Origin of the sequence: Cryobacterium sp. Y11 (assembly GCF_002929535.1) — a bacterium.
GTDB lineage: Bacteria > Actinomycetota > Actinomycetes > Actinomycetales > Microbacteriaceae > Cryobacterium.
Window position 1 is genome coordinate 194662 of record NZ_PJJO01000060.1, and the last position, 26113, is coordinate 220774.

The window sequence follows — 26113 nt, forward strand, 5'->3', positions numbered from 1 at the left end:
AGCTTTTTTTGGTGCGACTTTGGGTGACTTCAGTTTGCTTTGCTGACCCTGTGCAGAGACCGAACATTTCGGACAGCCGGTAGCCGCCGCCGCGGGCGCCCACGCGCGCAGCGATCAGGTCAGAAAGAGTACGACAGCGGCGGTCAACGCCACAATGACCAAAATCGCCCGCAAAACCGGAGCGGATAGGCGTCGTCCGACTCGAGCGCCGAGCCAGCCACCGAAAGCAGACCCCACGCCGATCAACACGGCAACCGCCCAGTCGACGGTACCGCTCGAGATAAAGATGACCGCCGATACCAGGTTGGCCATACCGGCCAACACGTTCTTGGCGCCGTTGGCCCGGTGAATGTCGGTGGACCACAGGATTCCCAGAAGAGCGAGGAGCACCACGCCCTGGGCCGCTCCGAAGTAGCCGCCGTAGACCCCCGTGCCAAGAATACCGAGCACGAGACCGAATGTGACCGGCCGAGTGTCAGCGGCGTCGGCGTCGGCGTCGTCGTCGTCGTCGTCGGGGGCCTTCCGCCGAACGTACCTCGCCACTCGAGGCTGGGCCGCTGAAAGTATCGCGGCGAGCAGCAGCAGAAACGGAACGACCGCAGAGAAGGCGCCTTCGGGTAAAATCAGCAGTAACAGACCACCGACCACGCCGCCAACGGCCGAGAACACGGCCATCCAAGCCACCGGCCGCCACTGCGATCGAAGTTCACGGCGGTAGCCGTAGGCACCCGCGATCGAACCGGGAACGAGGCCAACGGTGTTCGACACGTTAGCCGTGATCGGAGGAATCCCCAGGGCCAGCAGGGTGGGAAAGGTGATGAGGGTTCCCGCACCGGCCACAACGTTGATAATGCCAGCGACAATGCCGGCGGCAAGAATGATCGCGCCTTCAAAAAAAGTCATCTAGCGAGAATCCCCGTGTTCGAATGATCAGGCGTCGTGTTGCCGACGGCGAGCACGATCTTTCCACGGGAGGTGTTGGTGCGCATGAGTGTTTGGGCCGCATCGGCCTCGGTCCACGGCATGATCCGGTCCACGACGGGACGCAATTGCGGCGTATCCAGATCGACTTCTGCGCGCAGCGCGGCGACGATATCGGCCTTGTCCCCGGTTGATCGGGTGCGAAAAGTGACACCCAGGAGAGCAAGTCGTTTATACGCGAGCGCCTCAAGATCGAGCTTTCCTGCGGCACCGCCGAGGCGGCCGACGCTGATAAGACGGCCAGCGATGGCGGCGGAGCGAATATTGTCGGCGAGGTATGGTCCGCCGACGTGATCGACGATGATGTCGACGCCGTGGCCGTCGGTGAGGGCCGAAACCTCGTCGGCAAAGCGATTCTCGCGCACCACAATCACGTGGTCAGCGCCGACCGAGCGGATGAGTGACGTGGCGTCGATGTCGCGAGTCGTACCGATAACGAGCCCGGCGCCGAGGAACTTAGCCAGCTGCACACACTGCAAGCCCACCGACGACGCGGCCGCGTGCACCAGCACGGTGTCGCCTGGCTGGAGTCGGCCATGAGTACGCAATGCATTGTGCTCGGTCAGGAGGCCAAGAATGGCCGCGGCACCTTCGGCGTAACTCCACGCCGGCGGAATGGGAATGACCAGGCTCGCATCAACCACGATCTGCTCGCTCAGGCCACCACCGACGAGGGTCATGACACGGTCGCCAATTCGAACAGTGGTAACCTCCGAACCCACCTCGACCACATCTCCTGCGGCATCCAACCCGACCACGGGCGGTGCGCTGCCGGCAACAGTCGGCATCTGGGTGTCAGAGCGCTGGGCCAGGTCTGCACGATTCACGGATGCGGCGTGCACGGCGATGCGCACTTGAGTCGGACCAGGCACCGGTATCGAGCGTTCACGCAGAACCAGCTGCGGTCCAGTACTGCTTTGCTCGATCAGAACTGCTTGCATCGGTAAAAGTTTCCTTTCGTGGCACAGCACCTGCGGCGGTGCGAGGCCAGCACAGCTCGTTTCGTTCGATTATGTCGTAGGCATGACGACAACAAGAATTCGGCTTGACCGAAGGGCTCCGTGCACGGCCCCTAACAATCAGCGACGCGGTCGCCCCACGATAGCCGTGATGATCAACTGAATGGCGGCCAGCAGAAGCAATACCGCGAACAGGATGCCGGAAAGTTTCGGCGGGATGACGAGCGCGAGCGCGACGCCCGGTGCCGACGCCGCCGTAGCGGCGACGCCGACAACGATGCCGGCTGGCACGTCCACCCCGCCACGTCGCAGGTGCGCCAGAGTACCGACAATTCCGGTGGGGATTACGACCAGAAGGGATGTTCCCTTGGCGATCAAATCGCTGACTCCGAATACAGCGATGAGCCCCGGTACCGCGATCACACCGCCCCCAATACCAAACAACCCCGATGCAATCCCCATGATCAGGCCAAGGGCGACGTAGCCGATCCCGACATACCAGGTCAGTTCCAGGTCCTCACCGCGAACCGGCGCCACCAGCAGCAGCCGGGCAGCGATCACCAGCAGCAGGGCGATGAACATCCACCGCAACCACATGAGTGGAATACGGTGCAGTAGCCGACTGCCGATCACGGCACCAATCACGGCGCCGGTGGCAATGATCATTCCAGCGATCAGGTCGACGTGCCCCTGAACCAGATAGGTGATCACTCCAACGCTCGACGCGGGAATGATGGCCACGAGCGAGGTTGAAGCCGCCTGTCGCTCGTTCATACGGGCCAATGCGATGAGAAGGGGAACCATGATGATGCCACCGCCCACGCCAAAAGCCCCGGAGAGCAACCCGCCCAGCAGTCCGATCACAGCGAGGCTTAGCCAGTCGCGGATGCCACGACCACCGGTCACGACGGGCCGAAGTCGGTTTGGTCGACCCACCGCGGACCGTACCCGGTGAGCGTGAGAGTGCGCGGCTCGTCGAGGTCGTGATCCAGGTCGATCGGCCCGCTGAGAACGGATGCCGCGACATCCGTTTCAAGCGCTGTTGGCCGTGCGGCAGCCGCGGATCGGCCCACTGGCCGTTCGATCTCGATGTCCAGCCAGGACTCGGTGATGCCGTCGAGCAAGCCGCGGCCCCACTCGACCACCACGATGGAGTGCGCGAAGTCGATGTCGAGGTCGTCGAGTTCGATGGCGCTGTTCAGCCGGTAGGCGTCGACGTGCACGAAGGGAGGCCCGCCAACCAGGCTCGGATGCGTGCGGGCGAGCACAAAGGTCGGACTGGTGACCGCTCCACGCACCTGCAAACCCGCGCCAAGGCCGCGGGTCAGGGTGGTCTTGCCGGCACCGAGCGGCCCGGTGAGCACGATCAGATCGCCGGCTCGCAGGGTGCGCGCGAGGTCAACGCCGAAGCGGTGCATTGCCGCGGAATCGGGAATGGTTCGCGTCTGTTCAGCCATTCTGGACCTCAGCCATGGAGGTATCGCCTGGTCACTCGGTGCCCGATACGGGTAACGATCTCGTAATTGATCGTACCGGAGGCGTCGGCCCAGTCGGTCGCGCTCGGCGCGCCGGTGGCCGGGTCACCGAACAGCACGACAACATCGCCCACAGCTACGCCCGGGTCGTCGGCGCCGAGGTTGACGACGAACTGGTCCATTGCTACGCGACCCACCACGGGGAAGATGCCACCGTTGATCTGCACCACCTGGGCGCCAGAAGCCTGTCTCGGGATACCGTCGGCATAGCCGAGCGGAACGAGCACGAGGGTCGAGTCCTCCGGCGCCCGCCACAGGTAGTCATAGGAGACGCCGGCACCTTCGCTCACCCGGCGCACAAGGGCGACACGGCCGCGTAGAGTCATGGCCGGCACCAGCCCGAGGTCGGCGCTGGTTGCGTCGTCAAACGGCGATAGCCCATACAGCGTGATGCCGAAGCGCACCATCGAGAAGCGGGCGACCGGCAGCCGCAGTGCGGCGGCAGAGGAAGCGAGGTGAACGAGCGTTGGGGTCAGCCCGGCGGCGCGGGCGGCGGCGACCCCGCGCTCGAAACACTCGAGCGCCTGCTGGTCCTCGAACGCTCCGGCATTGGCCAGGTGGCTCATGATGCCATCAACGCGCAGTAGCCCGATCTGTTCGAGTTCGGCTGCGCGGGCGAAGACCTCTGCCCAATCGTTTTCGTGCACGCCGTTGCGGCTTAGGCCAGTTTCTAGTTTCAGATGAACGGATGCCATCTGGCCGAGTTCGGCCGCGGCATCCGCTACCCGCTGCACTTGAAGTGCTGAGGAGAGCCCGAGGGTCACGTCATCGTCAATGGCCGCGCTGAAGTCGGAGTCTGGATCGTGCAGCCAGGCCAGAATGGGCGCGTCGATGCCGGCGTCGCGCAGGGCCAGGGCCTCGTCGATGTCGGCGACGCCGAGCCAGTCTGCCCCACCGGCCAGGGCGGCGCGTGCTACCGGTACAGCGCCGTGGCCGTAGGCGTTGGCCTTGACCACCGCCATCGCGTGCGGGGTGCCCACGATTTGGCGTAGGTGGGCCATATTGCTGCGGATGGCGGCGAGGTCGATCACGGCCTCGCGAAACCCGCTCACGACTCCCCCTCGGCGACGACGAAGGCGCAGGCGACGCCGCCGTCATGGGTCATGGTGACGTGCACGCGGCTGATACCCCGATCGTGCACGGCTCTCAGGGCGGCCCCGCTGAGCTGGAATTCGGGGTTGCCGTGCTGGTCATTGACGATTTCCAACTCGTGCCAGGTTGCTCCAGCGCTGTCACCGAGGGCCTTGATCAACGCCTCCTTGGCCGCGAAACGGGCCGCGAGAGAACGCACCGGCAGGCCGCGTTCGCTCTGAGCGAACAGCCGTGATATCAGGCCCGGGGTGCGTTCAACCTGGCGGGTGAAGCGCGCCAGGTCGACCACATCAACCCCGATGCCCTTGATCACTACTCGACCGTGACGGACTTTGCGAGGTTGCGCGGCTGGTCCACGTCGAGGCCCTTGGCGATGGCGAGTTCCATGGCGAACATCTGCAGCGGCACGACGGCCAGTAGTGGCTCAAACAGGGGCGCGGCGAGCGGAATGTGAATGACGGTGTCGGCGAAGGGCAGCACAGCGGCATCGCCGACCTCGGCGATGGCGATGATGCGGGCACCGCGGGCGCGGATCTCCTGAATGTTGGAGACCACCTTCGGGTGCAGGTGCGCTGAGCCGCGCGGGCTCGGCACCACGACGAACACCGGCTGGCCGGGCTCGATCAGGGCGATCGGGCCATGCTTCAGCTCTCCGGCGGCAAAGCCTTCGGCGTGGATATAGGCCAGCTCCTTGAGCTTGAGCGCCCCCTCGAGTGCGATGGGAAAACCGACGTGGCGGCCAAGGAACAGCACGGCACGGGTGTCGCTCATCCACCGAGCCAGCTGACGCACCTCGTCTTCGACTTTCAGAACGGTGGCGATTTTCTCCGGAATCGCCTGCAGTTCGGCGACCTGCGTGGCCTGCTCGGCCGCGGTGATGCTGCCGCGCACGCGGGCGAAATGCAGCGCGAACAGGTAGAGCGCGGTGATCTGGGCGACGAAGGCCTTGGTCGATGCCACGGCAACCTCGGGGCCAGCGTGGGTGTAGATGACGGCGTCACTCTCGCGCGGGATGGTCGCGCCCTGGGTGTTGCAGATGGAGATGGCCTTGGCGCCGAGCGACATGGCGTACTTCACGGCCATGAGCGTGTCCATGGTTTCGCCGGATTGGCTGATCGAGATGACCAGGGTGTCGGCGCTGAGCACCGGATCGCGGTAGCGGAACTCGTGGCTCAGTTCGACGTCGACGGGAACCCGCGCCCATTTTTCAATGGCGTACTTCGCAGTCTGGCCGGCGTAGGCCGCGGTTCCGCAGGCGATGATAACGATACGACGGATGCCGGCCAGCACGTCATCGCCGAATGCCGTCAGTTCTGGCACGACGACCGCACCGTCTGTGATGCGACCGCGCAGGGTGTTAGCGACGGCATCCGGCTGTTCGGACACCTCCTTGGCCATGAAGCTGGACCAGCCGCCCTTCTCGCTGGCTGAGGCGTCCCAGGCGATGTCGAACTCTTCGGTCTCGACCGGGTGACCGTCAAAATCGGTGACGGTGACGGCATCCGCTGTGATGGTGACGATCTGGTCCTGGCCGATGGCTACGGCGCGGCGCGTGTACTCAACAAACGCGGCCACGTCGGAGCCGAGAAAGTTCTCGCCGTCACCGAGGCCGATGACGAGCGGGGAGTTGCGGCGGGCGCCGACGACGACGCCGGGCTGGTCTTGGTGCACGGCGAGCAGCGTGAAGGCGCCGTCGAGGCGGGCAACGATGGTGCGGAAGGCCTCGGCCAGGTTTCCGACGCGCTGGTATTCGCGGCCAAGCAGCACGGCGGCCACCTCGGTGTCGGTTTCGCTCAGAAAGGTGAAGCCCTCGGCGAGCAACTCGGCGCGCAGCGGCGCGAAGTTTTCGATAATGCCATTGTGAATGAGGGCGAGCTTGTTGTTGTCACCGAGGTGCGGGTGGGCGTTGTGGTCGGTGGGGCCGCCATGGGTGGCCCAGCGGGTGTGGCCGATGCCCGTCGTGCCGTCGTTGATTGGGTGGGCCGCTAGTTCGTTGGTCAGAGCCGACAGCTTGCCGGCCTTCTTGGCCGTGTTGAGTACACCCCACGAGTCGATGACGGCGATCCCCGCGGAGTCGTAGCCGCGATATTCGAGCCGCCCGAGTCCTCTCATGAGTACGTCAACGGTCTTATTGCTTCCGACATAACCTACGATTCCGCACATAGAAGTCGATTTTAGTCGGACTAAGCTTGGGGGAATGTCCGATCTCGTGCTGGCCCCCGTCATGAACGGCCACGGTACCCCCTTTGTGGAGCTCGATCGGGCCGATTGGGCGGCCCTCGCGCCGACCACCCTGCTGCCGCTAAAAGTGACCGAGATCGTGCAGTTGCGCGGCCTCGGTGAGCCGCTCGATATCAACGAGGTGACGGATGTCTACCTTCCGTTAAGTAGGTTGCTCAACCTCTACGCGGCGAACGCCCGCAAACTGCACCGGGCGACCAGCGGATTCCTCGGGCAACACGCCCGGCCCACTCCGTTCGTGATCGGCGTTGCCGGTTCGGTGGCGGTCGGAAAATCGACCACGGCGCGGTTGCTGCGGGAGATGCTGGCCCGCTGGGACGACACCCCCCGAGTCGAGCTCGTCACGACCGACGGGTTTCTGTTTCCGAACGCGGAGCTTTCTCGCCGTGGACTGATGGAGCGCAAGGGATTTCCAGAATCCTACGATCGACGCGCCCTGCTGCGCTTCGTCAGCGCGGTCAAGAGTGGCGCGCCTGAGGTGCGGTCACCGTTCTACTCGCACCTCAGCTACGACATCGTTCCCGACGCGCAGATTGTCGTGCGCCAGCCAGACATTCTCATTGTCGAGGGCCTGAACGTGTTGCAGCCGCCCGGACCCGGCCATGGGCTCTCGGTCAGCGATCTGTTCGACTTCACGGTCTATGTGGATGCTCGAACCCAGGACATCGCCCGCTGGTACGAGGAACGCTTTCTCAAGCTGCAGCGCGGAGCCTTCGCCAACCCCAACTCGTTCTTTCACCGTTACGCCGCCCTCACCGAAGATGAGGCGCGCGCACGAGCACGCAGCATCTGGAGCAGTATCAACGAACCCAACCTGCTGCAGAACATCCGTCCCACCCGGTCGCGGGCGACCCTGGTGCTGCGCAAAGACCCGACGCACGCCGTCTCCAAGGTGCTCCTGCGCAAGGTCTAACCCCCGCGCAGTAAAGCGTTCCGCGGACGGGGCCCGGGCCCGGTCCCGGGGCCCAGCTTATAAACTGGGCCCAGGGACGGGGCCCGGGCCCCGTCCAGTAGGGCTAGAGGGCGAGGCGCTCGCGCACGACGTCGGCGAGGGTGTGCGCCAGACGATCGGCGGTCGGCTGGTCCGCGGCCTCCACCATGACGCGCACCATCGGTTCGGTACCCGAGGGGCGCAGCAATACCCGGCCGGTGTCGCCGAGTTCGGTTTCGGCGGCGAGCACGGCCTCGGCAATGCCAGAGTCGGCATCGAGACCCTTGTGGTTCACACCACGCACGTTCACTAAAATCTGCGGGTAGACCGTCATAACGGATGCTAATTCGGCCAGCGTCTTGCCGGTGCGCGCCATTTCAGCCACGAGGTGCAGCCCGGTGAGAATGCCATCACCGGTGGTGGCGTACTTGGTCATGATCACGTGACCACTCTGTTCACCGCCGAGGGAGTACCCGTGGGCATTGAGTTCTTCGAGCACGTAACGGTCGCCGACCTTGGTCTGCACCATGGCGATGTCGTTGGCCGCCATCGCCTTACGCAGACCGAGGTTGCTCATGACAGTGGCCACGAGCGTGCGGTCCTTGAGCACACCGCGCTCGGCCATTGACACGGCGAGAATAGCCATGATCTGGTCGCCGTCCACGATGTTGCCGTCGCGGTCAACGGCGAGGCACCGGTCGGCGTCGCCGTCGTGGGCGATTCCGATGTCGGCGCCGTGCTCGAGCACAGCCGTGGCTAGGTTGTCGAGGTGGGTCGACCCGACGCCGTCGTTGATGTTGAGTCCGTCTGGATCGGCGCCAATCACGGTGAGGCGAGCGCCGGCATCCGTGAACACCTGCGGCGAGACGCCGGCGGCCGCGCCGTGGGCGCAGTCGAGCACGACGTGAATGCCGTCGAGGCGGTGCGGCAACGTGCCCAGCAGGTGCACGACGTAGCGGTCTTCGGCATCGGCAAAACGACGGATGCGCCCCACGTCACCGGCGATCGGCATCAGGGTGTCACGACCGATGTAGGACTCGATGCGGTCCTCGACGTCGTCGGGAAGTTTGGTTCCCCCATAGGCGAAGATCTTGATGCCGTTATCGGGCGCCGCGTTGTGTGAGGCGGAAATCATCACACCAAAGTCGGCACCGATGTCGTTGATCAAGAAGGCTGCTGCTGGCGTGGGGATGACCCCGGCGTCGAGAACATCGACACCGCTGGAGGCCAGGCCGGCCGAGACGGCAGCGTTGAGAAATTCACCGGAGATTCGCGGGTCACGGGCGACCACGGCGACGGGACGGCGGCCCTCTGCGAGTCGTGCTTGGGCACGACGTCCCTTGGTCAGCACCGCGGCGCTGGCTTGGGCAAGGCCGAGGGCCAGGCCAGCCGTGAGATCACGGTTGGCCAGGCCCCGAACACCGTCCGTGCCGAACAGACGAGTCATTTCGTCGTCGGCAATCGGGTTAGCGCTTGCTGAACTGAGGCGCCTTACGGGCCTTCTTGAGTCCGGCCTTCTTACGCTCCTTGACTCGAGCGTCGCGGCTGAGGAAGCCGTTCTTCTTGAGGATGGCGCGGTTGTTCTCTTCGTCGATCAGGTTGAGCGAGCGTGCAATGCCGAGGCGAAGCGCGCCGGCCTGGCCGGACGGGCCACCACCGGTGATGCGGGCGATGACGTCGTAGGAGCCGAGCAGGTCAAGAACCTTGAACGGGTCGTTGATCAGCTGCTGGTGCAGCTTGTTCGGGAAGTAGTCGGCGAACTCGCGGCCGTTGACAACGATCGTGCCGGAGCCGGGGACGATGCGCACGCGGGCAATGGCCTGCTTGCGGCGTCCGACGGCTGCGCCGGGAACGTTGAGGACGGCGCGGGGCGCCTTGGTTACGGTTTCGGCCGGAGTCTCGGTGGAGTAGCTCTCCGGAGCCTGGTCAATCTGGTCTGCGATCTTCGCCACGATGATGGGAATCCTTTTTATCCGTGTATCTAAGTATCTAAAGAGTCGAGAAGTCTGGTTGCCGGCGCTACTGCGCGACCTGGCTAAGGGTGTACGGCGTGGGCTGCTGAGCGGAGTGCGGGTGCTCAGGGCCGGCGTACACCTTCAGCTTGGTGAGCTGGGCGCGACCGAGCGAGTTCTTCGGCAGCATGCCGCGAATTGCTTTTTCAACCGCACGGGTCGGGTGCTTCTCGAGCATCTCGGAGTAGTTGGTCGCCGTGAGGCCGCCCGGGTAACCGGAGTGGCGGTAGGCGATCTTCAGGTCGAGCTTCTTGCCGGTCAAGGCAACCTTCTCAGCGTTGACGATGATGACGAAATCGCCACCGTCCATGTGCGGAGAGAAGGTGGCCTTGTGCTTACCGCGCAGCAGAATTGCCGCGTGGCTGGCCAGACGTCCGAGGACGATATCGGTGGCATCGATGACAACCCAGTCGTGCTGGAGTTCGCTTGCCTTGGGGGTGTAAGTGCGCGTCACTAGTGTGCTGCTTTCTTCTTTTTCGAACGGAGGTGTTCGTGAATCCCGCTCCGGGTGTGTTCTGTTAATACATACGTCTGTTAAAGAGAACACTGTCGATGGAGGGCTCACGTTCGGGTGCCGCGCTGCAACGCACAGACACCAAGGGTCAAGAGTAGTCGGCGCCGGGTTTCAGCGCAACTCAGTCCGTGCCGACGGGCAGCGACCGCCGGTTGCGGGTATCAATGGCACGCTGCGCCAACGCGGCATCGTCGGGATAGCCAACGTCCATCAAGGTCAGACCGTGCGCCTGCATCACCTTGAATTCGCTGATCCGGTGTTTGTCGAAGTGCAGGTGCGCCAGCGTGCTGCCGTCTAGGCGTCCCTCCCCCACGGCCACGCAGGCACCGACCATCGCGCGCACCATGCTGTGGCAAAAGGCATCCGCTTTAATGCTCGCGACAATGAGGCCGTCGTCATCGCGTGACCAGCGAAAGTCCTGCACCGTGCGGATGGTCGTTGCACCGGGCCGCGGCTTACAGTATGCGGCGAAGTCGTGCAGGCCGACCAGGGTCGCCGCCGCCGCGTCCATCGCGTCCAGGTCGAGTTTAAACGGATGCCACGTGGTGCGCAGTCGCTGCTGCGGGTCGTGTAGGCCGAGGGGGTCGGCGATGCGGTACTCGTAGCGGCGCCACATGGCCGAGAACCGGGCATCGAAACCACCGGGTACGACCGTGGCACGGCGCAGCACAATGTCGGGTTTGGTGACGAGAATGCCGCCAAGGCGCCGGAGCACGGCCGTTCCGAGATCGACCGGCGGGCGAGTGCCGGTGCCGCGTTGGATGCGAACGAGGGAATGCGCCTGCTCCGCAGTGAGGTCGAAGTGGGCGACCTGTCCGCGGGCGTGCACCCCGGCATCCGTTCGGCCGGCCACGATGAGGGTCGGGTGCGGTGGGAAGCTTTGCAGAATGCCGGCGAGCCCGTTTTCAATGTCGGCCTGCACCGTGCGAAACCCCGGTTGGCGGGCCCAGCCGGTGAAATCGGTACCGTCGTAAGCGAGGTCGAGTCTGATGCGCGTGGACCCGAGCGCGGCGTGTCCGGCGCGGGGTACAAATTGATTCACGAGGGTAAGCCTAGGCGGCGTGCGCGGGTTATCGTTGAGACCGGCAACGTCGGTACCCCCCGTGCGCGTGCCGCGTGATTGCTCGTCTAGCCCATGACTCACCCCGTCGCACCATCTCCCGTCACCGGGAGAACTCCGTCTGCGATTAGCGCGCTTGCGCCGACAGAACCGCTGGTCGGGCTGGAAAACAGTCCGGCGAGGGCAGCCGCGGTGTCGCGCTTACGTACCGGTCGACTGGCTGGCCTCGACGGGCTCCGTGCCCTGGCCGTACTGGCCGTCGTTGTGTACCACTTTCTTCCGACGCTGCTGCCTGGTGGATTCATCGGTGTTGACGTTTTTTTCGTGATCAGCGGTTTTCTGATCACCGGACTGCTGGTCTCCGAGCACACCCGCACCGGGCACATCTCGCTGCGCCGTTTTTGGCAGCGGCGGGCCCGACGCCTCGTGCCTGCGCTCATCCCGCTGATTCTTATCAGCTGCACCGTGGCGTTCCTGATTGGCGGCGACGTGCTCGTTGGTCTCGGCGCCCAGCTGTTCGGTGCCACAACTTTCGGCTATAACTGGGTGTCGATCGCGACCGACGCGAGCTATTTCAGCGCCAACGAGCCCGAGCTGCTGCGCAATTTGTGGTCGCTCGCCGTTGAGGAACAGTTCTACCTGGTCTGGCCGTTGCTGCTTCTGGTGGTGCTGCAAATTCGGCGCGTCCGCGTTCGGCTCGCCGTGGTCACGGCGCTGTTCGTCGCGTCGGCTATCTGGATGGGCGTGCTCTACCAGCCCGGCTCCGACCCGACCCGCGTCTACTACGGCTCGGACACGCACAGTTTCGGACTCTTCGCGGGCGCCGCGCTGGCCTTGCTGCTCCGCCGCCCCAGCGGACACCGCAACGAACTTCCCCGCCTGCGACCCTGGCTCGGTGGCGCGGCAATCGTGACCCTTGTGGTGTTCGCCATCTGGCTACCCGAAGACGGCTCCGTCACCTACCGCGGCGGCCTCGTTGCCGTCAGTCTCGCCACAACGCTCGCAATCTGGGCCGGTGTGCGCGGCGGCAGGTTCGGGCAGCTGCTCGATTCCAGGCCGCTGCGCTACATCGGGGAACGCTCCTACGGAATCTACCTGTGGCACTGGCCGATCCTCGTTCTGCTGCAGGTACTCTGGCCAGCGTCCTCCCCGGAAAGCAGCCTCGTGCCGATCGCCCTGCTCGCAACGGCCATCACCGTGGTCGCCGCCGCCATCTCCTACCGCTGGCTGGAAATGCCGATCCGTCGGATCGGTATGCGCGGCAGCATCCGTCAGGTCGTGACGCTGTGGAGAGGCCCGACGCGTCGGCGCCGTCTGGTGGCGGCGTCGGCCGCGCTGTCGATGCTGCTGATCGGTGGCACAACGGCAGCCGTCGTCGTCGCTCCCGCTCAGACCTCCGCCCAACTGCGCATCGAACGCGGTCAGCAGGCAATGGATGCTGCCGCGCGCGTTGCCGCTCAGGCTGCGGCCGCTGAGGCGACCCTGCACAGTACGCCCAACCCCGCGCCAGCTCCGCTTCTCATCACCGCCATCGGGGACTCGGTCATGCTCGCCTCGGCCCCGGAGTTGCAGGCCACCCTGCCGGGCGTAACCGTCGACGCGTCGGTGTCGCGCGGAATGCATTCCGCAGACGACATATTGTACGCACTCAAGAGCGCTGGGCAGCTGCATCCGATCGTGGTGATCGGGCTCGGCACCAACGGTGCGATTACCACCAATGAGCTCGCCACAATTCTGAACGTTCTCGGCCCGGACCGTCAACTCGTGCTGGTCAATGCCTACGCCGAGCGGGAGTGGACCGATGGCGTCAACAGTGCCCTGGCCCAGGTCGCCGCCGACAACCGCCGGGTGGAACTGGCGAACTGGCACGATGCGATCGCCGTCCGACTCGACCTGCTGGCCGGCGACCACGTGCACCCGGGACCGACCGGCGCCCAGCTCTACGCTGACGCCGTGGCGGATGCGATCACGCGTCTGACCGAGCTGCCGCCGCTACCCGACAATGGCTGGCTGCTGCGCGACCCGGACGCGCCGTCCTCGACGCCGTACCGCTGAGGCGCCCCGCTAAAACGTGAGCGTATACGCCATCTTGCGATGGCTTGGAACAAACCCCATGCCGGTGTAAAGGCCGAGGGCTCCGGTGGGGCTGGCGGAGTCGACGGCGAGGGTAACCCGTTCGTGGCCGAGGGACTGCCCAGCCGCGAGCTGCGCGGCCAGGAGCGATTGCGCGATGTGGCGGCCACGCCACGCGCTTCGAACACCGACGAGATCGATATAGCTGCCGGTGAAACCCTGGGTAGCCCAGACGTTCTCGTTCGCGGTCGATAGCACGAAGCCGACGACCTGCTCCACGCCACCGGCGTCGGTGCCATAGGCCACGAACGACAGATCGGGGCGAAACCATCTTCCGCCGACGAAGGCATTCCAATTTTCGTCACTCATTGGCTGGCTGGCCCAGTGGTCCATGAAGGAGTCGTCGCGGGCGCTGTGCACCGCCGCAGACGCATCTGCGGTATATGCCGATATTCGAATACCTTCGGCGGCCTCGATCACGCGTACCGGGGCGTCCAGCGCGCGGTCCAGGGTGAGAAAATAGCGGGCGAGAGTGAGTCCCGCGCGTTTAAACAGTGCAGCGTTCTGTGGGGAGCGCTCATCGGCGTAGGTGAGGATCCAGCCGGGCAACTGTTTGGTCGACGAAGCGAGCTGCTGCTTCGCCCTCGCCAGCTGCCAGTCCAGAAGCTGGCGCCCGATGCCCCGACCGCGGAGCGACGGGTGCACCCCGCCGATCGGCATCGAGCGCACGAGGCTCACCTGGCGTGGAGGAAACATGACCATGCCGACACCGATGATGCGGTCGGCGGCGTCGACGCCCACCAGCGAGTCGAGTTCGGCACGAAAGTGCGAGTAGCCGAAGTCCGCTGCAATGGCGCCGCGCGCCGTGAGGTAGTTGGGGTGGTCGATCTCCCCCATGGCCTGGCGCAGCTGCCAGATGCCATCGATGTCACGCTCAGTGGCCGGTCGCCACACCGCGACGTCCGGGTGCGCAGGAACCACCGGCGCCTCAACAACCCCAACGCGCTCTGCCAACGAAGTCTCGAAATCAACCATCCCCCCACCCTATCTTTTCGTCGAGAGCGCAAAAAGTGCCCGATTGAGGTGTGCAATCGGGCACTTTTTGCGCTCGCACGGGATGTGGTGGGGGGTACAAAAAAGGGGGCCAACTTTCGTTGGGCCCCCCTTCGCTGGTGGTGCTACTTCTTGTCGGCCTCGTCGGCGGCAGCGTCTTCGACGGCTGCATCCTCGACTGCGACGTCATCGGCGACGACGTCATCAGCAACGACGGCCTCTTCGACCACAACGTCGTCGACAACAACGTTGTCGGAAGCGACTGAGGTCTTGGAGCGCTTGACCTTGGGGGTCAGGGGCTCGAGAACGAGCTCCATCTGCACCATGGAAGCGTTGTCACCCTTACGGAAACCAAGCTTCGTGATGCGGGTGTAACCGCCCTGACGCTCGTTGACCTGCGGGGCGATGACCGTGAACAGCTCGTGCACGACGGACTTGTCGGTAATCGTCGCGAGAACGCGACGACGGGCGTGCAGGTCGCCGCGCTTGGCGAACTGCACCATGCGCTCGGCGAGCGGACGGAGGCGCTTGGCCCGAGTCTCGGTCGTCTTGATCGACTTGTGGGTGAACAGGGCCGCGGCCAGGTTCGCAAGCATGAGGCGCTCGTGCGCCGGGCCGCCACCGAGACGGGGCCCCTTTGTGGGCTTAGGCATTGGTAATCTCCAGTATCAAAAAATCGAAAGGCAGCGTTGAAGCGCGAGCCTTAGATGGTCTCTTCTTCGTAGCCGCTGTAGAAGTGCGCGCCGTCGAATCCGGGAACCGAATCCTTCAGGGACAGGCCGAGCTCAACGAGCTTGTCCTTCACTTCGTCAACCGACTTCTGCCCGAAGTTGCGGATGTTCATCAGCTGGGTTTCCGAGAGGGCGACCAGTTCGCTGACGTTGTTGATGCCTTCGCGCTTGAGGCAGTTGTACGAGCGCACCGACAGGTCGAGGTCTTCGATCGGAACCGAAAGCTCGGTCGAGAGCACGGCGTCAACCGGCGCGGGGCCGATCTCAATGCCCTCGGCTGCGGTGTTCAGCTCGCGGGCCAGGCCGAACAGCTCGGTCAGGGTGCGACCAGAGGATGCCAGCGCGTCGCGAGGCGAGATGGCCGACTTGGTCTCCACGTCAACGACGAGGCGATCGAAGTCAGTGCGCTCACCGGCACGAGTTGCCTCGACACGGTAGGTGACCTTGAGCACGGGCGAGTAGATCGAGTCGACCGGAATCTGGCCGGCCTCGGAGAACTCGTTGCGGTTCTGGGTGCTGGAGACGTAACCACGGCCACGCTCAATGGTCAGTTCGAGTTCGAACTTCGCCTTGTCGTTGAGGGTTGCGATGACCAGTTCAGGGTTGTGCACCTCGACGCCGGCCGGAGCCGAAATGTCAGCGGCGGTAACCTGGCCGGCACCCTGCTTGCGCAGGTACGCGGTGATGGGCTCGTCGTGCTCGCTCGAGACGACAAGGCCCTTGATGTTCAGGATGATCTCGGTGACATCTTCCTTCACCCCGGGAACGGTGCTGAACTCGTGCAGCACCCCGTCGATTCGGATGCTGGTTACAGCAGCGCCCGGGATCGAGGAGAGCAGAGTACGGCGAAGCGAGTTGCCGAGGGTGTAGCCGAAGCCAGGCTCGAGCGGCTCAATGATGAACCGTGAACGAAACTCCGAGATGTTCTCTTCGGTGAGCGTTGGACGCTGTGCAATAAGCACTGTTGATTCCTTTCGGCTAAGTGTCCGCTATATGACACTTGCAATGACGAGAGTGTGAAAAATGAAAGAAAAGAAACGCCGTACTCCAGCCGGCGTGACGAATCACGCCGGCTGAACACGAGCGACAGGTGCTTTATACGCGGCGACGCTTCGGCGGACGGCATCCGTTGTGAGCCTGGGGCGTCACGTCGTTGATCGAACCGACCTCAAGGCCAGCGGCCTGCAGTGAACGGATCGCGGTCTCGCGGCCTGAACCGGGTCCCTTGACGAAGACGTCAACCTTCTTCATACCGTGTTCCTGCGCCTGGCGAGCGGCCGATTCTGCGGCCAGCTGAGCGGCGAAGGGGGTGGACTTACGCGAACCCTTGAAACCAACCTGGCCAGACGAGGCCCAGCTGATGACGGCACCGGTCGTGTCAGTGATCGACACGATCGTGTTGTTGAACGTGCTCTTGATGTGGGCCTGGCCCACAGCAATGTTCTTCTTTTCTTTCTTACGCGGCTTCCGTACGGCCGACTTAGTTTGTGCCATGAATTTCTCCTGAATCCTAAAGGCGTTAGCGGGCTAGGCCGAGGCCTAGCGCGCCTTCTTCTTGCCGGCTACGGTGCGCTTCGGGCCCTTGCGGGTGCGAGCGTTGGTCTTGGTGCGCTGTCCGCGAACGGGCAGGCCCTTGCGGTGGCGAATGCCCTCGTAGCTGCCAATTTCAACCTTGCGGCGGATGTCAGCGGCAACCTCACGGCGGAGGTCACCCTCTACCTTGAAGGTACCTTCGACGTAGTCGCGGAGAAGGACGAGCTGGTCGTCGCTCAAATCCTTGACGCGGATGTTTCCGTCGATTCCAGTGTCGGCGAGGGTCTTGAGGGCCCTCGTACGGCCAACACCGTAAATGTATGTCAATGCAACTTCCACGCGCTTGTCGCGCGGGATGTCGACGCCGGCTAGACGTGCCATTGTGTCTCCTGTTAGTGATGGAGGTCTGTAGCAGTTCCTGTACACCGGCCTCCAACCGATGGTGTCACCCTCACGGACTCCCGGAACTGCTATGTGTTATTCAGGTAAATCTCACTGTGCCAAAAGCACAGGATATTAACCCTGGCGTTGCTTGTGACGCGGGTTCTCGCAGATGACCATCACGTTGCCGTTACGGCGGATGACCTTGCACTTGTCACAGATCTTTTTAACGCTGGGCTTGACCTTCATGGTGATTCCTTGTTTTCGCTGTCTTCGTACCCCCGGGATGCCAAGGGCCGTTACTTACAGCAGTCGTTACTTGTAGCGGTAGACGATCCGGCCACGGGTCAGGTCGTACGGGCTCAACTCAACGATCACGCGGTCCTCTGGGAGGATACGGATGTAGTGCTGACGCATCTTGCCCGAAATGTGGGCAAGAACTCGATGGCCGTTTGACAGCTCAACGCGAAACATCGCGTTGGGCAGAGCTTCGACTACCGCGCCCTCGATTTCGATGACACCGTCTTTTTTGGCCATACCCTCACTGTCGCTCTGTATTGAATGCTGGTCACGCGGGATTGGTGCCGGACACGCCACAAAAGACGACACCAGACACCAAGGGTCAATCTTATGGTATGAAATTGCCTTTTGGCAATTCAGTCCTATAATCCCTGCGCACGTCGTACTTCGAGCACAACAGAAGCAAAAAGCGGATGCGCCGCCTCCAGCCCACAGACTTGCTCAACTATGTGCTCCGCGCTTTCGGCCCGCAGCATCCGTTGCAGCTGGGCGCTTTGCTCATCGGCCGCGACGGTGAAGCTCAGCGCCGCGCCGATGGCGCCGAGGAGCGCCACGGGCGTCACGCCCGTTTCGGCCAACTCCGCAGCCGGACCGATGAAGCGCTCGTGGCGGCCGAGTTTGCGCAGCGGCTGACGCCCCACCCGCTCGACGGTGTCGAGCAGGGCTGGGTTACCAAAGCGTACGAGGATCTTCTCGCGGTAGGCGCGCTGCGCGGCCTCGTCGAGTCCGTGCTTGGCCACGAGCAGCGCTGAGGTCTCTTCGAGTACGCTGCGGGCGGCCGCCACGACCTCCGGCACGTCGAGCGCCTCGGCGATCGTGGTCACTCCGGCGCGACTACCGAGGTATGCGATGGTGGCGTGGCCCGTGTTCACCGTGAACAGCTTGCGCTCAATGTAGGGCTCGAGGTTGTCGACGAAGGTCGCCCCGGGGATCACCGGAACGGCGTCTCCAAAAGCGCCGCGCTCGATGACCCACTCGTAGAAAGCCTCCACGGTCACCGTCAGGCCGGCATCCGGTGCCTGGTTCGGCACGATGCGGTCCACTGCAGTGTTGGCGAAGGCGGCGCGCGCCGAGATGGCCGGCCAGTCGGCACCGGCGACGTGGCTGTGCACGTGCTCGGCGAGCAGGTCGGTGGCGTTAATGGCGTTCTCGCACGCCATCACCGCGAGCGGCGGAAGCGACGCCGACCGGCGAGCCAGCCCGGCCGCGATCACCGGTGCCACGAACGTGAGAATGTTGGGGCCAACGGCCGTTGTCACCACATCGGCCGTGGCGATCTCCTCGATCAGCGCCTCTGTGTCGGTGGCGCTGTTGATGGCCCGGAAGCCCTGCACAGTGTGCTGGCTGGCCCCCTCGCCCTTCTCGTGCACCTCGTAACTCGGAGCCGAGTGCAGGGCGTCAATGAGGTGCGCATTCACATCGGCGAAGACAACCTCGTACCCCGCTTCATGCAGCAGGAATCCGACGAAGCCGCGCCCAATGTTGCCCGCGCCGAAGTGAATGGCCTTCATTCTGCGTTGACCTCCTCGAGAAGGGCGAAAATTTCTTCGGCAGAGCCAGCATCAATCAGTTTCGCTACCTCGTCTTCGTCGGAGAACACGATCGCGATCTTGGAGAGAATCTCGAGATGCTCGTTGTTGAGCCCGGCGATGCCAACGGCGAAGCGCACCGGCTGGCCGTTCCAGTCGATCGGCTCTGCATAGCGCACGAGCGACAGTGCGGAGCGCAGAATCGACTCCTTCGCTTCGTTCGTGCCGTGCGGGATGGCGAGAAAGTTGCCCATGTACGTCGAAACGGATGCTTCGCGCTCGAACATGGACGCCACGTAGTCCGCGCTCACGGCGCCGGACGCCACGAGCAGGCCACCAGCCTCACGAATCGCATCGTCCCGGGTGCGGGCCGTTCCGCTTGCAACGAGATTGCGGGGTTCCAGGATCTGGCTCATTTGCTGACTCCTTCATTCGTCTGGTGTTCGAGCATGCCCACGACCTCGTCGTACTTCGGGCTGTTCATGAAATTGTCCACTGACACGTGCACGGAGCCCGGCGACTTGGCCCGCGCCCGGTCGGTGAGGTCCTGGTGTGTGATCACGAGGTCGGCACTGCCGTCGAGGTTGGCGATGGCCTGATTGGTCACCGTGATCCCCTCGACGCCGGCCTTTTTGATCTTGTTGCGCAGCACGGAGGCGCCCATCGCGCTCGAGCCCATTCCGGCGTCGCACGCGAACACGATGTTGCGCAGGTCTTGAGTCGGGGCGGTGTCGCCGGCCGCGGCAGCCGTTGTGTTGGAGCCAACGAGGCCGCCGAGCACCGAACTCGACTTGCCCTTGTTCGCCTCAGTCTTTGCCACGGCGGCGGCCAGGTCGAGGTCACCGGCGGCGAGGTCGCGCTTGCGGCTGGCGCGCAGGATAACGGCGGCGATCAGGAACGAGACCGCTGCCGCACCGATAACCGACAGGATGACGCCGAGGTAGTTCTCTGGCGGCGCCTGGAACAGCACGGCGAAGATGCTTCCGGGCGAGGCGGGAGCGCGCAGGCCGGTGGCAAACGCCACGTTGATGGTCACGCCGGTCATGCCGCCACCGATGGCGGCCAGGATCAGCATCGGCTTCATGAGCACGTAGGGGAAGTAAATCTCGTGGATGCCACCGAGGAATTGGATGACGATTGCGCCGGGCGCGCTGGCTCTGGCGATTCCCACGCCGAAGAACGTGAAGGCGAGAAGGATGCCGAGGCCAGGGCCAGGGTTGGCCTCGAGCAGGAACAGGATCGACTTTCCGGTGTCGGACACCTGCTGCACGCCGAGCGGGGTGAGCACGCCGTGGTTGATGGCGTTGTTCAGGAAGAGGATCTTCCCCGGCTCGATCAAAATGCTCGCGAGCGGCAGCAATCCGTTGGCAATCAAAAAGTCGACGCCGATTTCGAGCACATTGCTCAGCCCGGTCACGAGCGGCGCGATGCCGACGAACGCGCCGAGGGCCAGGATGGCACCGAGGATTCCGGCCGTGAAGTTATTCACGAGCATCTCGAAGCCGGCCTTGATCTTGCCCTCCCACATGCTGTCGACCTTCTTCAGAATGTAGGCGGACAGCGGGCCAACGATCATCGCCCCAATGAACATCGGGATGCTGCTGCCGACAATGACACCCATCGTGGCGATCGTAGCGACGACGCCACCGCGGGTGTCATAGATCATGCGGCCACCGGTGTTGGCGATGAGCAGCGGCAGCATGTAAATGATCATCGGGTCAACGAGGGTGGCGAAGGTCTCGTTGGGAGTCCATCCGGTGGGGATGAATAGCGCGGTGATCAGCCCCCACGCGATGAAGGCGGGGATGTTGGGCATGACCATGCCGCTGAGGAATGTGCCGAAGCGTTGCACGTGCACGCGCGTGCCTGTTCGCTTGGTGTCGGCTGACGTCGTCGTCATTTCAGTACCTTTCTGGGTGAGTATTGCTGGGAACTACACGTGCGGGTTCGGATGGTGAGTCAAGAAATTCGGTGGCCTGTGCGGTGACGAGTTCGCGAGCGGATGCCGCATCATCGGCTGCGAGGGCGAGCTCGGCCAGGTGCAGGGCCTGCTGCATCGTGAAATCGCCGAGAGTGGCGCGCACATCGGCGAGGGCCGATGCCGACATCGATAGGCTCGTCGCGCCGAGGCCCACGAGCACCACGGCGAGCAGCGGGTCGGCCGCTGCCTCGCCGCACACACCAACGGGCTTGCCGAGCGCGGCACCGGCCGCGCCAACCTCGGCCACGAGCCGCAGCACGGCGGGGCTCCACGGGTTCTGGAACGCGGCGACCGAGCCGAGCATGCGGTCGGCGGCGAGGGTGTACTGGGTGAGGTCGTTGGTGCCGATCGAGGCGAAGTCGGCGTGCCGCAAAATTCGGTCGGCGAGAAGCGCCGCGGAGGGAATTTCCACCATCACGCCGGCGGTCTTCAGTCCGAATTCGTGTGCCAGTGCCACGAAATAGCGGGTCTCCTCGACGGTGGCGACCATGGGCGCCATCACCCACAGTTCGGCGTCGGTGGCGGCATCCGCCTGGGCGAGCGCATCGAGTTGGTCGCGCAGTATCTGCTCCGACGCGCGCAACGCGCGCAATCCCCGCAAACCGAGGGCCGGGTTTTCTTCGTGGGCGTCGTTGAGGAAGGCCAGCGGCTTGTCTGCCCCGGCGTCCAGGGCTCGCACCACGACTTTCTTGCCGGGGAAGGCGCGCAGCATCCGCTCGTATTCCACGCGCTGCTTCGCCACTGTCGGCGCGGTCACGGAATCGAGGAACAGGAATTCGGTACGGAACAGGCCCACGCCTTCGGCGCCGAGTGCCGCGGCCGCGGCCGAGCCGTCGGCCGAGCCGAGGTTGGCCAGAAGGGGGATGGGCGTGCCGTCGGCGAGAGCGCCCGGCGATACCGGCGCGAGAGCACGAGCGGCACGGGCGGCTTCGCGGGCGTGCGCTTCGGCCACCTGCTTGGCGCTCGGCGACGTCATCACCAAATTGTTCGCGGCGTCGAGAATAACTTCGTCACCGTCTGCCAGGCTCTGCGCACCGGCCGCGCCCACGAGGGCAACGAGTGATTTCTCGCGCGCCAGGATCGCGGTGTGCGAGGTGGGGCCGCCATCTATCGTGATCAGGCCCAGCACCTGGCCGAGGTTAAGGCTTGCCGTGTCGGCCGGTGCCAGGTCGCGAGCGACCAGAATGAACGGATACCCCGGGTCGGGTACTCCAGGCGCCGCGACGCCCGAGAAGCGCGCGACGACCCGCTGCGACACGTCGTCGAGGTCGCCAGCTCGTTCGGCCATATAGCCGCCGAGCTGCGTCAGCATGTCGCGGAAGGCCGCAAAGGCCTCGAACACCGCCCGTTCGGCGGTCACCCCGGTGGCCAGGCGCACCGTGACGTCGTCGACGAGGCTGGGATCCGCGGCCATCATGGACTGGGCCTCAAGGACTTCGCCGGCCACGCCGCCGGCCTGCTCCGCACGTACCAGAAGGTCTGCCGCCACGGCGCTAAGAGCGCCGGTCGCCCGGGCGCCCTCCTGGGCCGGCGTCAACGAGCTGGGAGAAACCGCAGGCTCGGGCAGCGGGTCTGGCATGCGCACGATGCGGCCCACGGCGATGCCGCGGCCAATTCCAATCCCCTGCAGTTCCACGCTCGCGTCCCTACGCGTCGTGGTCGGTGAGCAGCAACTGGGCCAGCTCGTCGAGTGTGGTCTCGGCCGTGTCGCCGTCTGCGGCGAGGGTGACCTCGTCGCCGTGGCCGATACCGAGGGAGATTACGCCGAGGATGCTCGCGGCATTCACGGCTTTGCCACCGGCCTTCGTCAGCGTGACGGGAATCCCCGCGGCCGCGGCGGCCTGGCTGAAGAGTTTGGCGGGGCGAGCGTGCAGGCCGTGGGTCGAGCCGACGAGAACCGTTCGTTCAAGCATTGCGGTGCCTTTCGTTGTGTGCCGGTCATGCGGCCTGTGCTGGTCGGGAAGAGTTATGAGCGGGTGCTTGCAGCTGCCAGGGCCAGGTCGAGGGCCTCCTCGCCGTCGCGTGCGGCAAAGACCGTCGTGGGCATCAGGCACGCTCGCACGCCGGCCGCTTCGGCCTGCTGCTGGATCCGAGCGAACAACGCAGCCAGGTGCGGGCCCACGAGAAGCACATCGATGACCGGCAGCACGCTCGCCAGATCTGCTTCGCTTCCAGCCGTCACGTGAACCTCGGTTCCCCGAGCCACCGCGCTCTTTCGCAGACGCACCGCTACGAACGTGCTCGACGCACCGGCACCGCACACAACATGAATCCTCATCGATTCACCTTTCTTCGTCGACGCACTGCACACGTATTTAAGTGTGCCCGGCACATCGTGCGGGGGCCACCAGACTCGTTTCCGCACCCCCGGAAAACCTCGGGTTCGGAAGATAAGATCAAAACGATGGGATCGCGCACGACGAACAACAGGGCACAATGAGCGACAAACACACGAGGATGCTCGATTATCTCCTCCGCTCCCCCGAGTGGGTCACCGCGGGTGAACTGGCCGAACACCTCGGCGTGACTGCGCGCAGCATCCGTAGCTATGTCACGAGCGTGAAGACGGCGGCCGATCCGCTCGATGTGATCGAGTCGGGGCCGGCGGGCTATCGCATCAACCGCGAGGCGTACGCGGCATTCCGCACGGCTCAACCGCCGCGAATTGCGCAGGCGGACACGCCGCAGAGCCGCGTGTACCACCTGGTTCGTCGCCTCATCGACTCGACGGCGGGCCTCGATGTCTATGAGCTCGCGGCCGATGTCTTCATGAGCGACTCCACCGTCGAGGCCGATCTGTCCCGCGTGCGCGCGCTCCTGTCCGACACGGGACTCTCACTGGCCCGGCACGGCAGCGTTGTCACCCTGCTCGGTTCCGAAACCGACCGGCGGCAACTGCTCAGCCGGATGTTCCGTGAAGAGAGTACCCGTGGTTTTCTCGAACTCGCCGCCATCCAGAAGGAATTCGCGTCTAACAGTCTCGCCCCGTTCAAGACTGACCTGATCGCCATGCTCGACGCCCAGGGCTACTTCGTCAATGAGTACGGCACCAACAATGTTCTGCTTCACGTGGCCATCGCCGTGGACCGGGTGAGCAAGCGCGTCGCCGCCGCCCATGCCGACGAAACACCGGTCATCGCGGCCGATCTCACGGCCTTGCTGGCCGGGCTCATCGACACCCACTTTGGCGTCGTGCTGGATGTCGCGGACCTTGCCTATCTCGTGCTTCTGCTGCAGACCAGGGTCGTCACGCCCGGACTCGACGAGACCGCCGATCCGATCGGCGCGTCCCTCGCCCGCACTGAGGACCTCGCGGTCGTCCGCCGCATCGTGGCGCAGGCCAGCGAGGAATACCTCGTCGACCTGGCCGACGACGAGTTCATCACCAGACTCACGCTGCACGTGCGACACCTCATCGATCGGGCTCAGGCGCAGGACTACTCCCGGAACCCACTCACCCGGTCGATCAAGACGGCATACCCGATGATTTATGAACTCGCCGTGTACATCGCGAGCGAGCTCCAGCGCCAGGAGCAGATCCGCATCAACGACGACGAGATCGCCTACATCGCGATGCACGTCGGGTCATACCTCGAACAGCGCTCCCGCACCGAAGAGCTCGTGACCTGCGTGCTCGTGTGCCCGAATTACTACACGATGCACGCTCAGTTGCGTCAGCGCATCGAACGAGTCCTCGGCGATGACGTGACCGTCGTGCATCAGGTCACCCGCAGCGACGTGCCATGGGCAGAGCTTCACGCCGACCTCGTGCTCACCACGATCGCACCGCCTGTTCCCTCTGACGCCGTGATCGTTATCCAGCCGTTTCTCACGGAGGGCGACGTGCACAGAATTCGTGAGGCGGCCATCCGAGTGCGTCGGCTTCGTCGCCGAGCGCAGATCAAAGACCACCTGTTACAGTTTTTCGACGAGTCCCTGTACCTGCGCAACTTCGTCGCACCAGACGAAGAGACGATGATCCGAGAACTCGGCGGACGCATGGTTGCTCGAGGACTGATCGACCAGAGCTACATCGACGGTGCGATCGAGCGCGAGCGGATGTCGTCGACCGCGTTCACCGACCACCTCGCCGTTCCCCACGCCATGGCCATGACCGCACAGCAAACATCCATCGCCATCGCGGTCAACGACTCCCCCATGGCGTGGGGTGAGAGCCGAGTCAACGTGGTGGCCCTGATCGCGTTCAGCGCTGCCGGTCGGGCGTCATTCCAGTCCATCTTCGACCAGTTCGTCGAGGTTTTCACCGAACGTGCCGACGTACAACGCCTCATCAAGCGATCAGTGGGCTTTCCGTCCTTCATCGACGAGCTCGTGCACCTTATCGATAAATAGCGACTACGGGATGGGAACGGGAACGATGCCGAACTGGGCGAGTCCGGAGGCACCACCGTCTTCGGCGGTCAGCACCCAGATGCCGTCCTTGTGCACGGCAACACTGTGTTCCCAGTGCGCGGCGGCCTTACCGTCGCTAGTGGCGACGGTCCACTCGTCGTCACGGGTATACGTGTCGATCGACCCGAGTACAACCATGGGCTCGATGGCAACCACGAGGCCCGGCTTTACCTCCGGACCCTTCTGCCGCACGCGGTAGTTGAACACCGGCGGGGCTTCGTGCATCGACCGGCCGATGCCGTGTCCGACGTAGTCGGTGAGAATGCCGTAGCTTCCCTGGGACTCGACGTAATCTTCAATCGCATCGCCGACCTCGTTGAGGTGGCGGGCGGTCGCCAGCCGAGCGATTCCGTGCCAGAGCGACTGCTCGGTCACGTCGCTGAGCTTCTGACGTTCGGCCACCAACTCGGGCCGGGTCGGGTCGCCAATAACGAAGCTGAACGCGGCGTCGCCGTTCCAGCCCTCGATGATCGCGCCGCTGTCAATAGAAACGAGGTCGCCGGCTGCGAGGCGTCGGCCAGATGGAATCCCGTGCACGACGTCATCATTCACCGAGGCACAGACGGTGTGGTGGTAGCCCGTTTCGAGCTTGAAGTTCGGCTTACCACCGAGCGCAACGATCGCTGCCTCTGCCGCCGCGTCGAGCTCAAGGGTGGTCGCACCGATGACCATCGCGGCGCGGGCCGCCACCAGCGATGCCGCCGTGGCGAGGCCGGGAGCAAGCATCAGTCGCAGCTGGGCGGGGTTCTTATAGATGGAACGACGAAAACTCACTGATTTCCTACAAACTAGCT

Annotated in this window: 28 protein-coding genes; 3 read left to right on the plus strand and 25 right to left on the minus strand. The window is 64.3% G+C overall.

Going from position 1 to position 26113, the window contains the following annotated elements; translation table 11 throughout:
* Positions 1 to 114 precede the first annotated feature (114 nt).
* The 7 genes from CXY75_RS15725 to glmS all read right to left on the minus strand — a co-directional run bounded on the left by CXY75_RS15725 (position 115) and on the right by glmS (position 6730).
* Positions 115 to 903, minus strand: a complete 789-nt coding sequence (locus tag CXY75_RS15725; protein ID WP_104083747.1) for a sulfite exporter TauE/SafE family protein — start codon at positions 901 to 903, stop codon at positions 115 to 117.
* A complete protein-coding gene (locus tag CXY75_RS15730) occupies positions 900 to 1922 on the minus strand; it encodes a zinc-binding dehydrogenase (protein ID WP_104083748.1) in 1023 nt (340 codons plus the stop codon). Before CXY75_RS15730 ends, CXY75_RS15725 begins: the two co-directional genes overlap by 4 nt.
* Before the next feature lie 138 nt (positions 1923 to 2060).
* A complete protein-coding gene (locus tag CXY75_RS15735; protein ID WP_233201957.1) occupies positions 2061 to 2846 on the minus strand; it encodes a sulfite exporter TauE/SafE family protein in 786 nt (261 codons plus the stop codon).
* Positions 2843 to 3397: a tRNA (adenosine(37)-N6)-threonylcarbamoyltransferase complex ATPase subunit type 1 TsaE gene (tsaE, locus tag CXY75_RS15740; protein ID WP_104083749.1), complete on the minus strand. Its 555-nt coding sequence runs from the start codon at positions 3395 to 3397 to the stop codon at positions 2843 to 2845. The genes CXY75_RS15735 and tsaE overlap by 4 nt, the downstream gene beginning before the upstream one ends.
* An 8-nt stretch (positions 3398 to 3405) precedes the next feature.
* On the minus strand, positions 3406 to 4476 hold the full coding sequence (alr, locus tag CXY75_RS15745) for an alanine racemase (protein ID WP_104083924.1): 1071 nt from the start codon (positions 4474 to 4476) through the stop codon (positions 3406 to 3408).
* A 47-nt stretch (positions 4477 to 4523) separates the two neighbouring features.
* The gene (locus CXY75_RS15750; RefSeq protein ID WP_104083750.1) at positions 4524 to 4880 is read right to left on the minus strand and encodes a holo-ACP synthase; all 357 of its coding nucleotides are present in this window, start codon (positions 4878 to 4880) and stop codon (positions 4524 to 4526) included.
* The gene (glmS, locus tag CXY75_RS15755; RefSeq protein WP_104083751.1) at positions 4880 to 6730 is read right to left on the minus strand and encodes a glutamine--fructose-6-phosphate transaminase (isomerizing); all 1851 of its coding nucleotides are present in this window, start codon (positions 6728 to 6730) and stop codon (positions 4880 to 4882) included. The genes CXY75_RS15750 and glmS overlap by 1 nt, the downstream gene beginning before the upstream one ends.
* 34 nt (positions 6731 to 6764) lie before the next feature.
* Between glmS and coaA the strand changes: the two genes are divergently transcribed.
* Positions 6765 to 7721, plus strand: coding sequence for a type I pantothenate kinase (gene coaA, locus CXY75_RS15760; RefSeq protein WP_104083752.1), 957 nt, complete (start codon positions 6765 to 6767; stop codon positions 7719 to 7721).
* A 103-nt stretch (positions 7722 to 7824) separates the two neighbouring features.
* On the opposite strand, the gene glmM is transcribed toward coaA, so the two are convergent.
* The 4 genes from glmM to truA form a co-directional block, all read right to left on the minus strand.
* Positions 7825 to 9186 (minus strand): phosphoglucosamine mutase, encoded by a 1362-nt coding sequence (gene glmM / locus CXY75_RS15765; protein ID WP_104083753.1) that lies wholly within the window; start codon positions 9184 to 9186, stop codon positions 7825 to 7827.
* 19 nt (positions 9187 to 9205) lie between these two features.
* On the minus strand, positions 9206 to 9691 hold the full coding sequence (rpsI, locus tag CXY75_RS15770; protein ID WP_104083754.1) for a 30S ribosomal protein S9: 486 nt from the start codon (positions 9689 to 9691) through the stop codon (positions 9206 to 9208).
* Positions 9692 to 9758: 67 nt separating this feature from the next.
* Positions 9759 to 10205 (minus strand): 50S ribosomal protein L13, encoded by a 447-nt coding sequence (gene rplM / locus CXY75_RS15775; RefSeq protein WP_104083755.1) that lies wholly within the window; start codon positions 10203 to 10205, stop codon positions 9759 to 9761.
* 181 nt (positions 10206 to 10386) lie between these two features.
* A complete protein-coding gene (truA, locus tag CXY75_RS15780) occupies positions 10387 to 11307 on the minus strand; it encodes a tRNA pseudouridine(38-40) synthase TruA (protein ID WP_104083756.1) in 921 nt (306 codons plus the stop codon).
* 210 nt (positions 11308 to 11517) lie between these two features.
* Here truA and CXY75_RS15785 point away from each other — a divergent pair, with 210 nt between their 5' ends.
* Positions 11518 to 13380 (plus strand): acyltransferase family protein, encoded by a 1863-nt coding sequence (locus tag CXY75_RS15785; RefSeq protein ID WP_158251225.1) that lies wholly within the window; start codon positions 11518 to 11520, stop codon positions 13378 to 13380.
* Positions 13381 to 13389: 9 nt separating this feature from the next.
* On the opposite strand, the gene CXY75_RS15790 is transcribed toward CXY75_RS15785, so the two are convergent.
* The 13 genes from CXY75_RS15790 to CXY75_RS15850 form a co-directional block, all read right to left on the minus strand.
* Positions 13390 to 14433, minus strand: a complete 1044-nt coding sequence (locus tag CXY75_RS15790) for a GNAT family N-acetyltransferase (protein ID WP_104083758.1) — start codon at positions 14431 to 14433, stop codon at positions 13390 to 13392.
* A gap of 143 nt (positions 14434 to 14576) precedes the next feature.
* A complete protein-coding gene (gene rplQ / locus CXY75_RS15795) occupies positions 14577 to 15104 on the minus strand; it encodes a 50S ribosomal protein L17 (protein ID WP_104083759.1) in 528 nt (175 codons plus the stop codon).
* A gap of 50 nt (positions 15105 to 15154) precedes the next feature.
* Positions 15155 to 16144: a DNA-directed RNA polymerase subunit alpha gene (locus CXY75_RS15800; RefSeq protein WP_104083760.1), complete on the minus strand. Its 990-nt coding sequence runs from the start codon at positions 16142 to 16144 to the stop codon at positions 15155 to 15157.
* A 133-nt stretch (positions 16145 to 16277) separates the two neighbouring features.
* Entirely contained in the window at positions 16278 to 16676 is a 399-nt protein-coding gene (gene rpsK / locus CXY75_RS15805) for a 30S ribosomal protein S11 (protein ID WP_035880172.1), read from the minus strand.
* Positions 16677 to 16721: 45 nt separating this feature from the next.
* A complete protein-coding gene (gene rpsM, locus CXY75_RS15810; protein WP_092449488.1) occupies positions 16722 to 17096 on the minus strand; it encodes a 30S ribosomal protein S13 in 375 nt (124 codons plus the stop codon).
* A gap of 135 nt (positions 17097 to 17231) precedes the next feature.
* Positions 17232 to 17345, minus strand: coding sequence for a 50S ribosomal protein L36 (gene rpmJ, locus CXY75_RS15815; RefSeq protein WP_035834639.1), 114 nt, complete (start codon positions 17343 to 17345; stop codon positions 17232 to 17234).
* 66 nt (positions 17346 to 17411) lie between these two features.
* Positions 17412 to 17633 (minus strand): translation initiation factor IF-1, encoded by a 222-nt coding sequence (gene infA, locus CXY75_RS15820; RefSeq protein WP_035834638.1) that lies wholly within the window; start codon positions 17631 to 17633, stop codon positions 17412 to 17414.
* 125 nt (positions 17634 to 17758) lie between these two features.
* Positions 17759 to 18907, minus strand: coding sequence for a mannitol-1-phosphate 5-dehydrogenase (locus CXY75_RS15825; RefSeq protein ID WP_104083761.1), 1149 nt, complete (start codon positions 18905 to 18907; stop codon positions 17759 to 17761).
* Positions 18904 to 19341, minus strand: coding sequence for a PTS sugar transporter subunit IIA (locus CXY75_RS15830; RefSeq protein ID WP_104083762.1), 438 nt, complete (start codon positions 19339 to 19341; stop codon positions 18904 to 18906). Before CXY75_RS15830 ends, CXY75_RS15825 begins: the two co-directional genes overlap by 4 nt.
* Complete coding sequence (locus CXY75_RS15835) at positions 19338 to 20825, minus strand: PTS mannitol transporter subunit IICB (RefSeq protein ID WP_104083763.1); 1488 nt, start codon at positions 20823 to 20825, stop codon at positions 19338 to 19340. Before CXY75_RS15835 ends, CXY75_RS15830 begins: the two co-directional genes overlap by 4 nt.
* A 1-nt stretch (position 20826) precedes the next feature.
* Positions 20827 to 22542 carry a phosphoenolpyruvate--protein phosphotransferase gene (ptsP, locus tag CXY75_RS15840; RefSeq protein WP_104083764.1) on the minus strand — a complete coding sequence of 572 codons (1716 nt, stop codon included), beginning with the start codon at positions 22540 to 22542 and terminating at the stop codon, positions 20827 to 20829.
* A gap of 10 nt (positions 22543 to 22552) precedes the next feature.
* Positions 22553 to 22819 (minus strand): HPr family phosphocarrier protein, encoded by a 267-nt coding sequence (locus tag CXY75_RS15845; protein ID WP_104083765.1) that lies wholly within the window; start codon positions 22817 to 22819, stop codon positions 22553 to 22555.
* A 53-nt stretch (positions 22820 to 22872) separates the two neighbouring features.
* Positions 22873 to 23184, minus strand: a complete 312-nt coding sequence (locus CXY75_RS15850) for a PTS sugar transporter subunit IIB (protein WP_104083766.1) — start codon at positions 23182 to 23184, stop codon at positions 22873 to 22875.
* 158 nt (positions 23185 to 23342) lie between these two features.
* Here CXY75_RS15850 and CXY75_RS15855 point away from each other — a divergent pair, with 158 nt between their 5' ends.
* Positions 23343 to 25259, plus strand: coding sequence for a transcription antiterminator (locus CXY75_RS15855; protein ID WP_104083767.1), 1917 nt, complete (start codon positions 23343 to 23345; stop codon positions 25257 to 25259).
* Between the two features lie 3 nt (positions 25260 to 25262).
* On the opposite strand, the gene map is transcribed toward CXY75_RS15855, so the two are convergent.
* A complete protein-coding gene (map, locus tag CXY75_RS15860) occupies positions 25263 to 26093 on the minus strand; it encodes a type I methionyl aminopeptidase (RefSeq protein WP_233201958.1) in 831 nt (276 codons plus the stop codon).
* Positions 26094 to 26113: the final 20 nt, after the last annotated feature.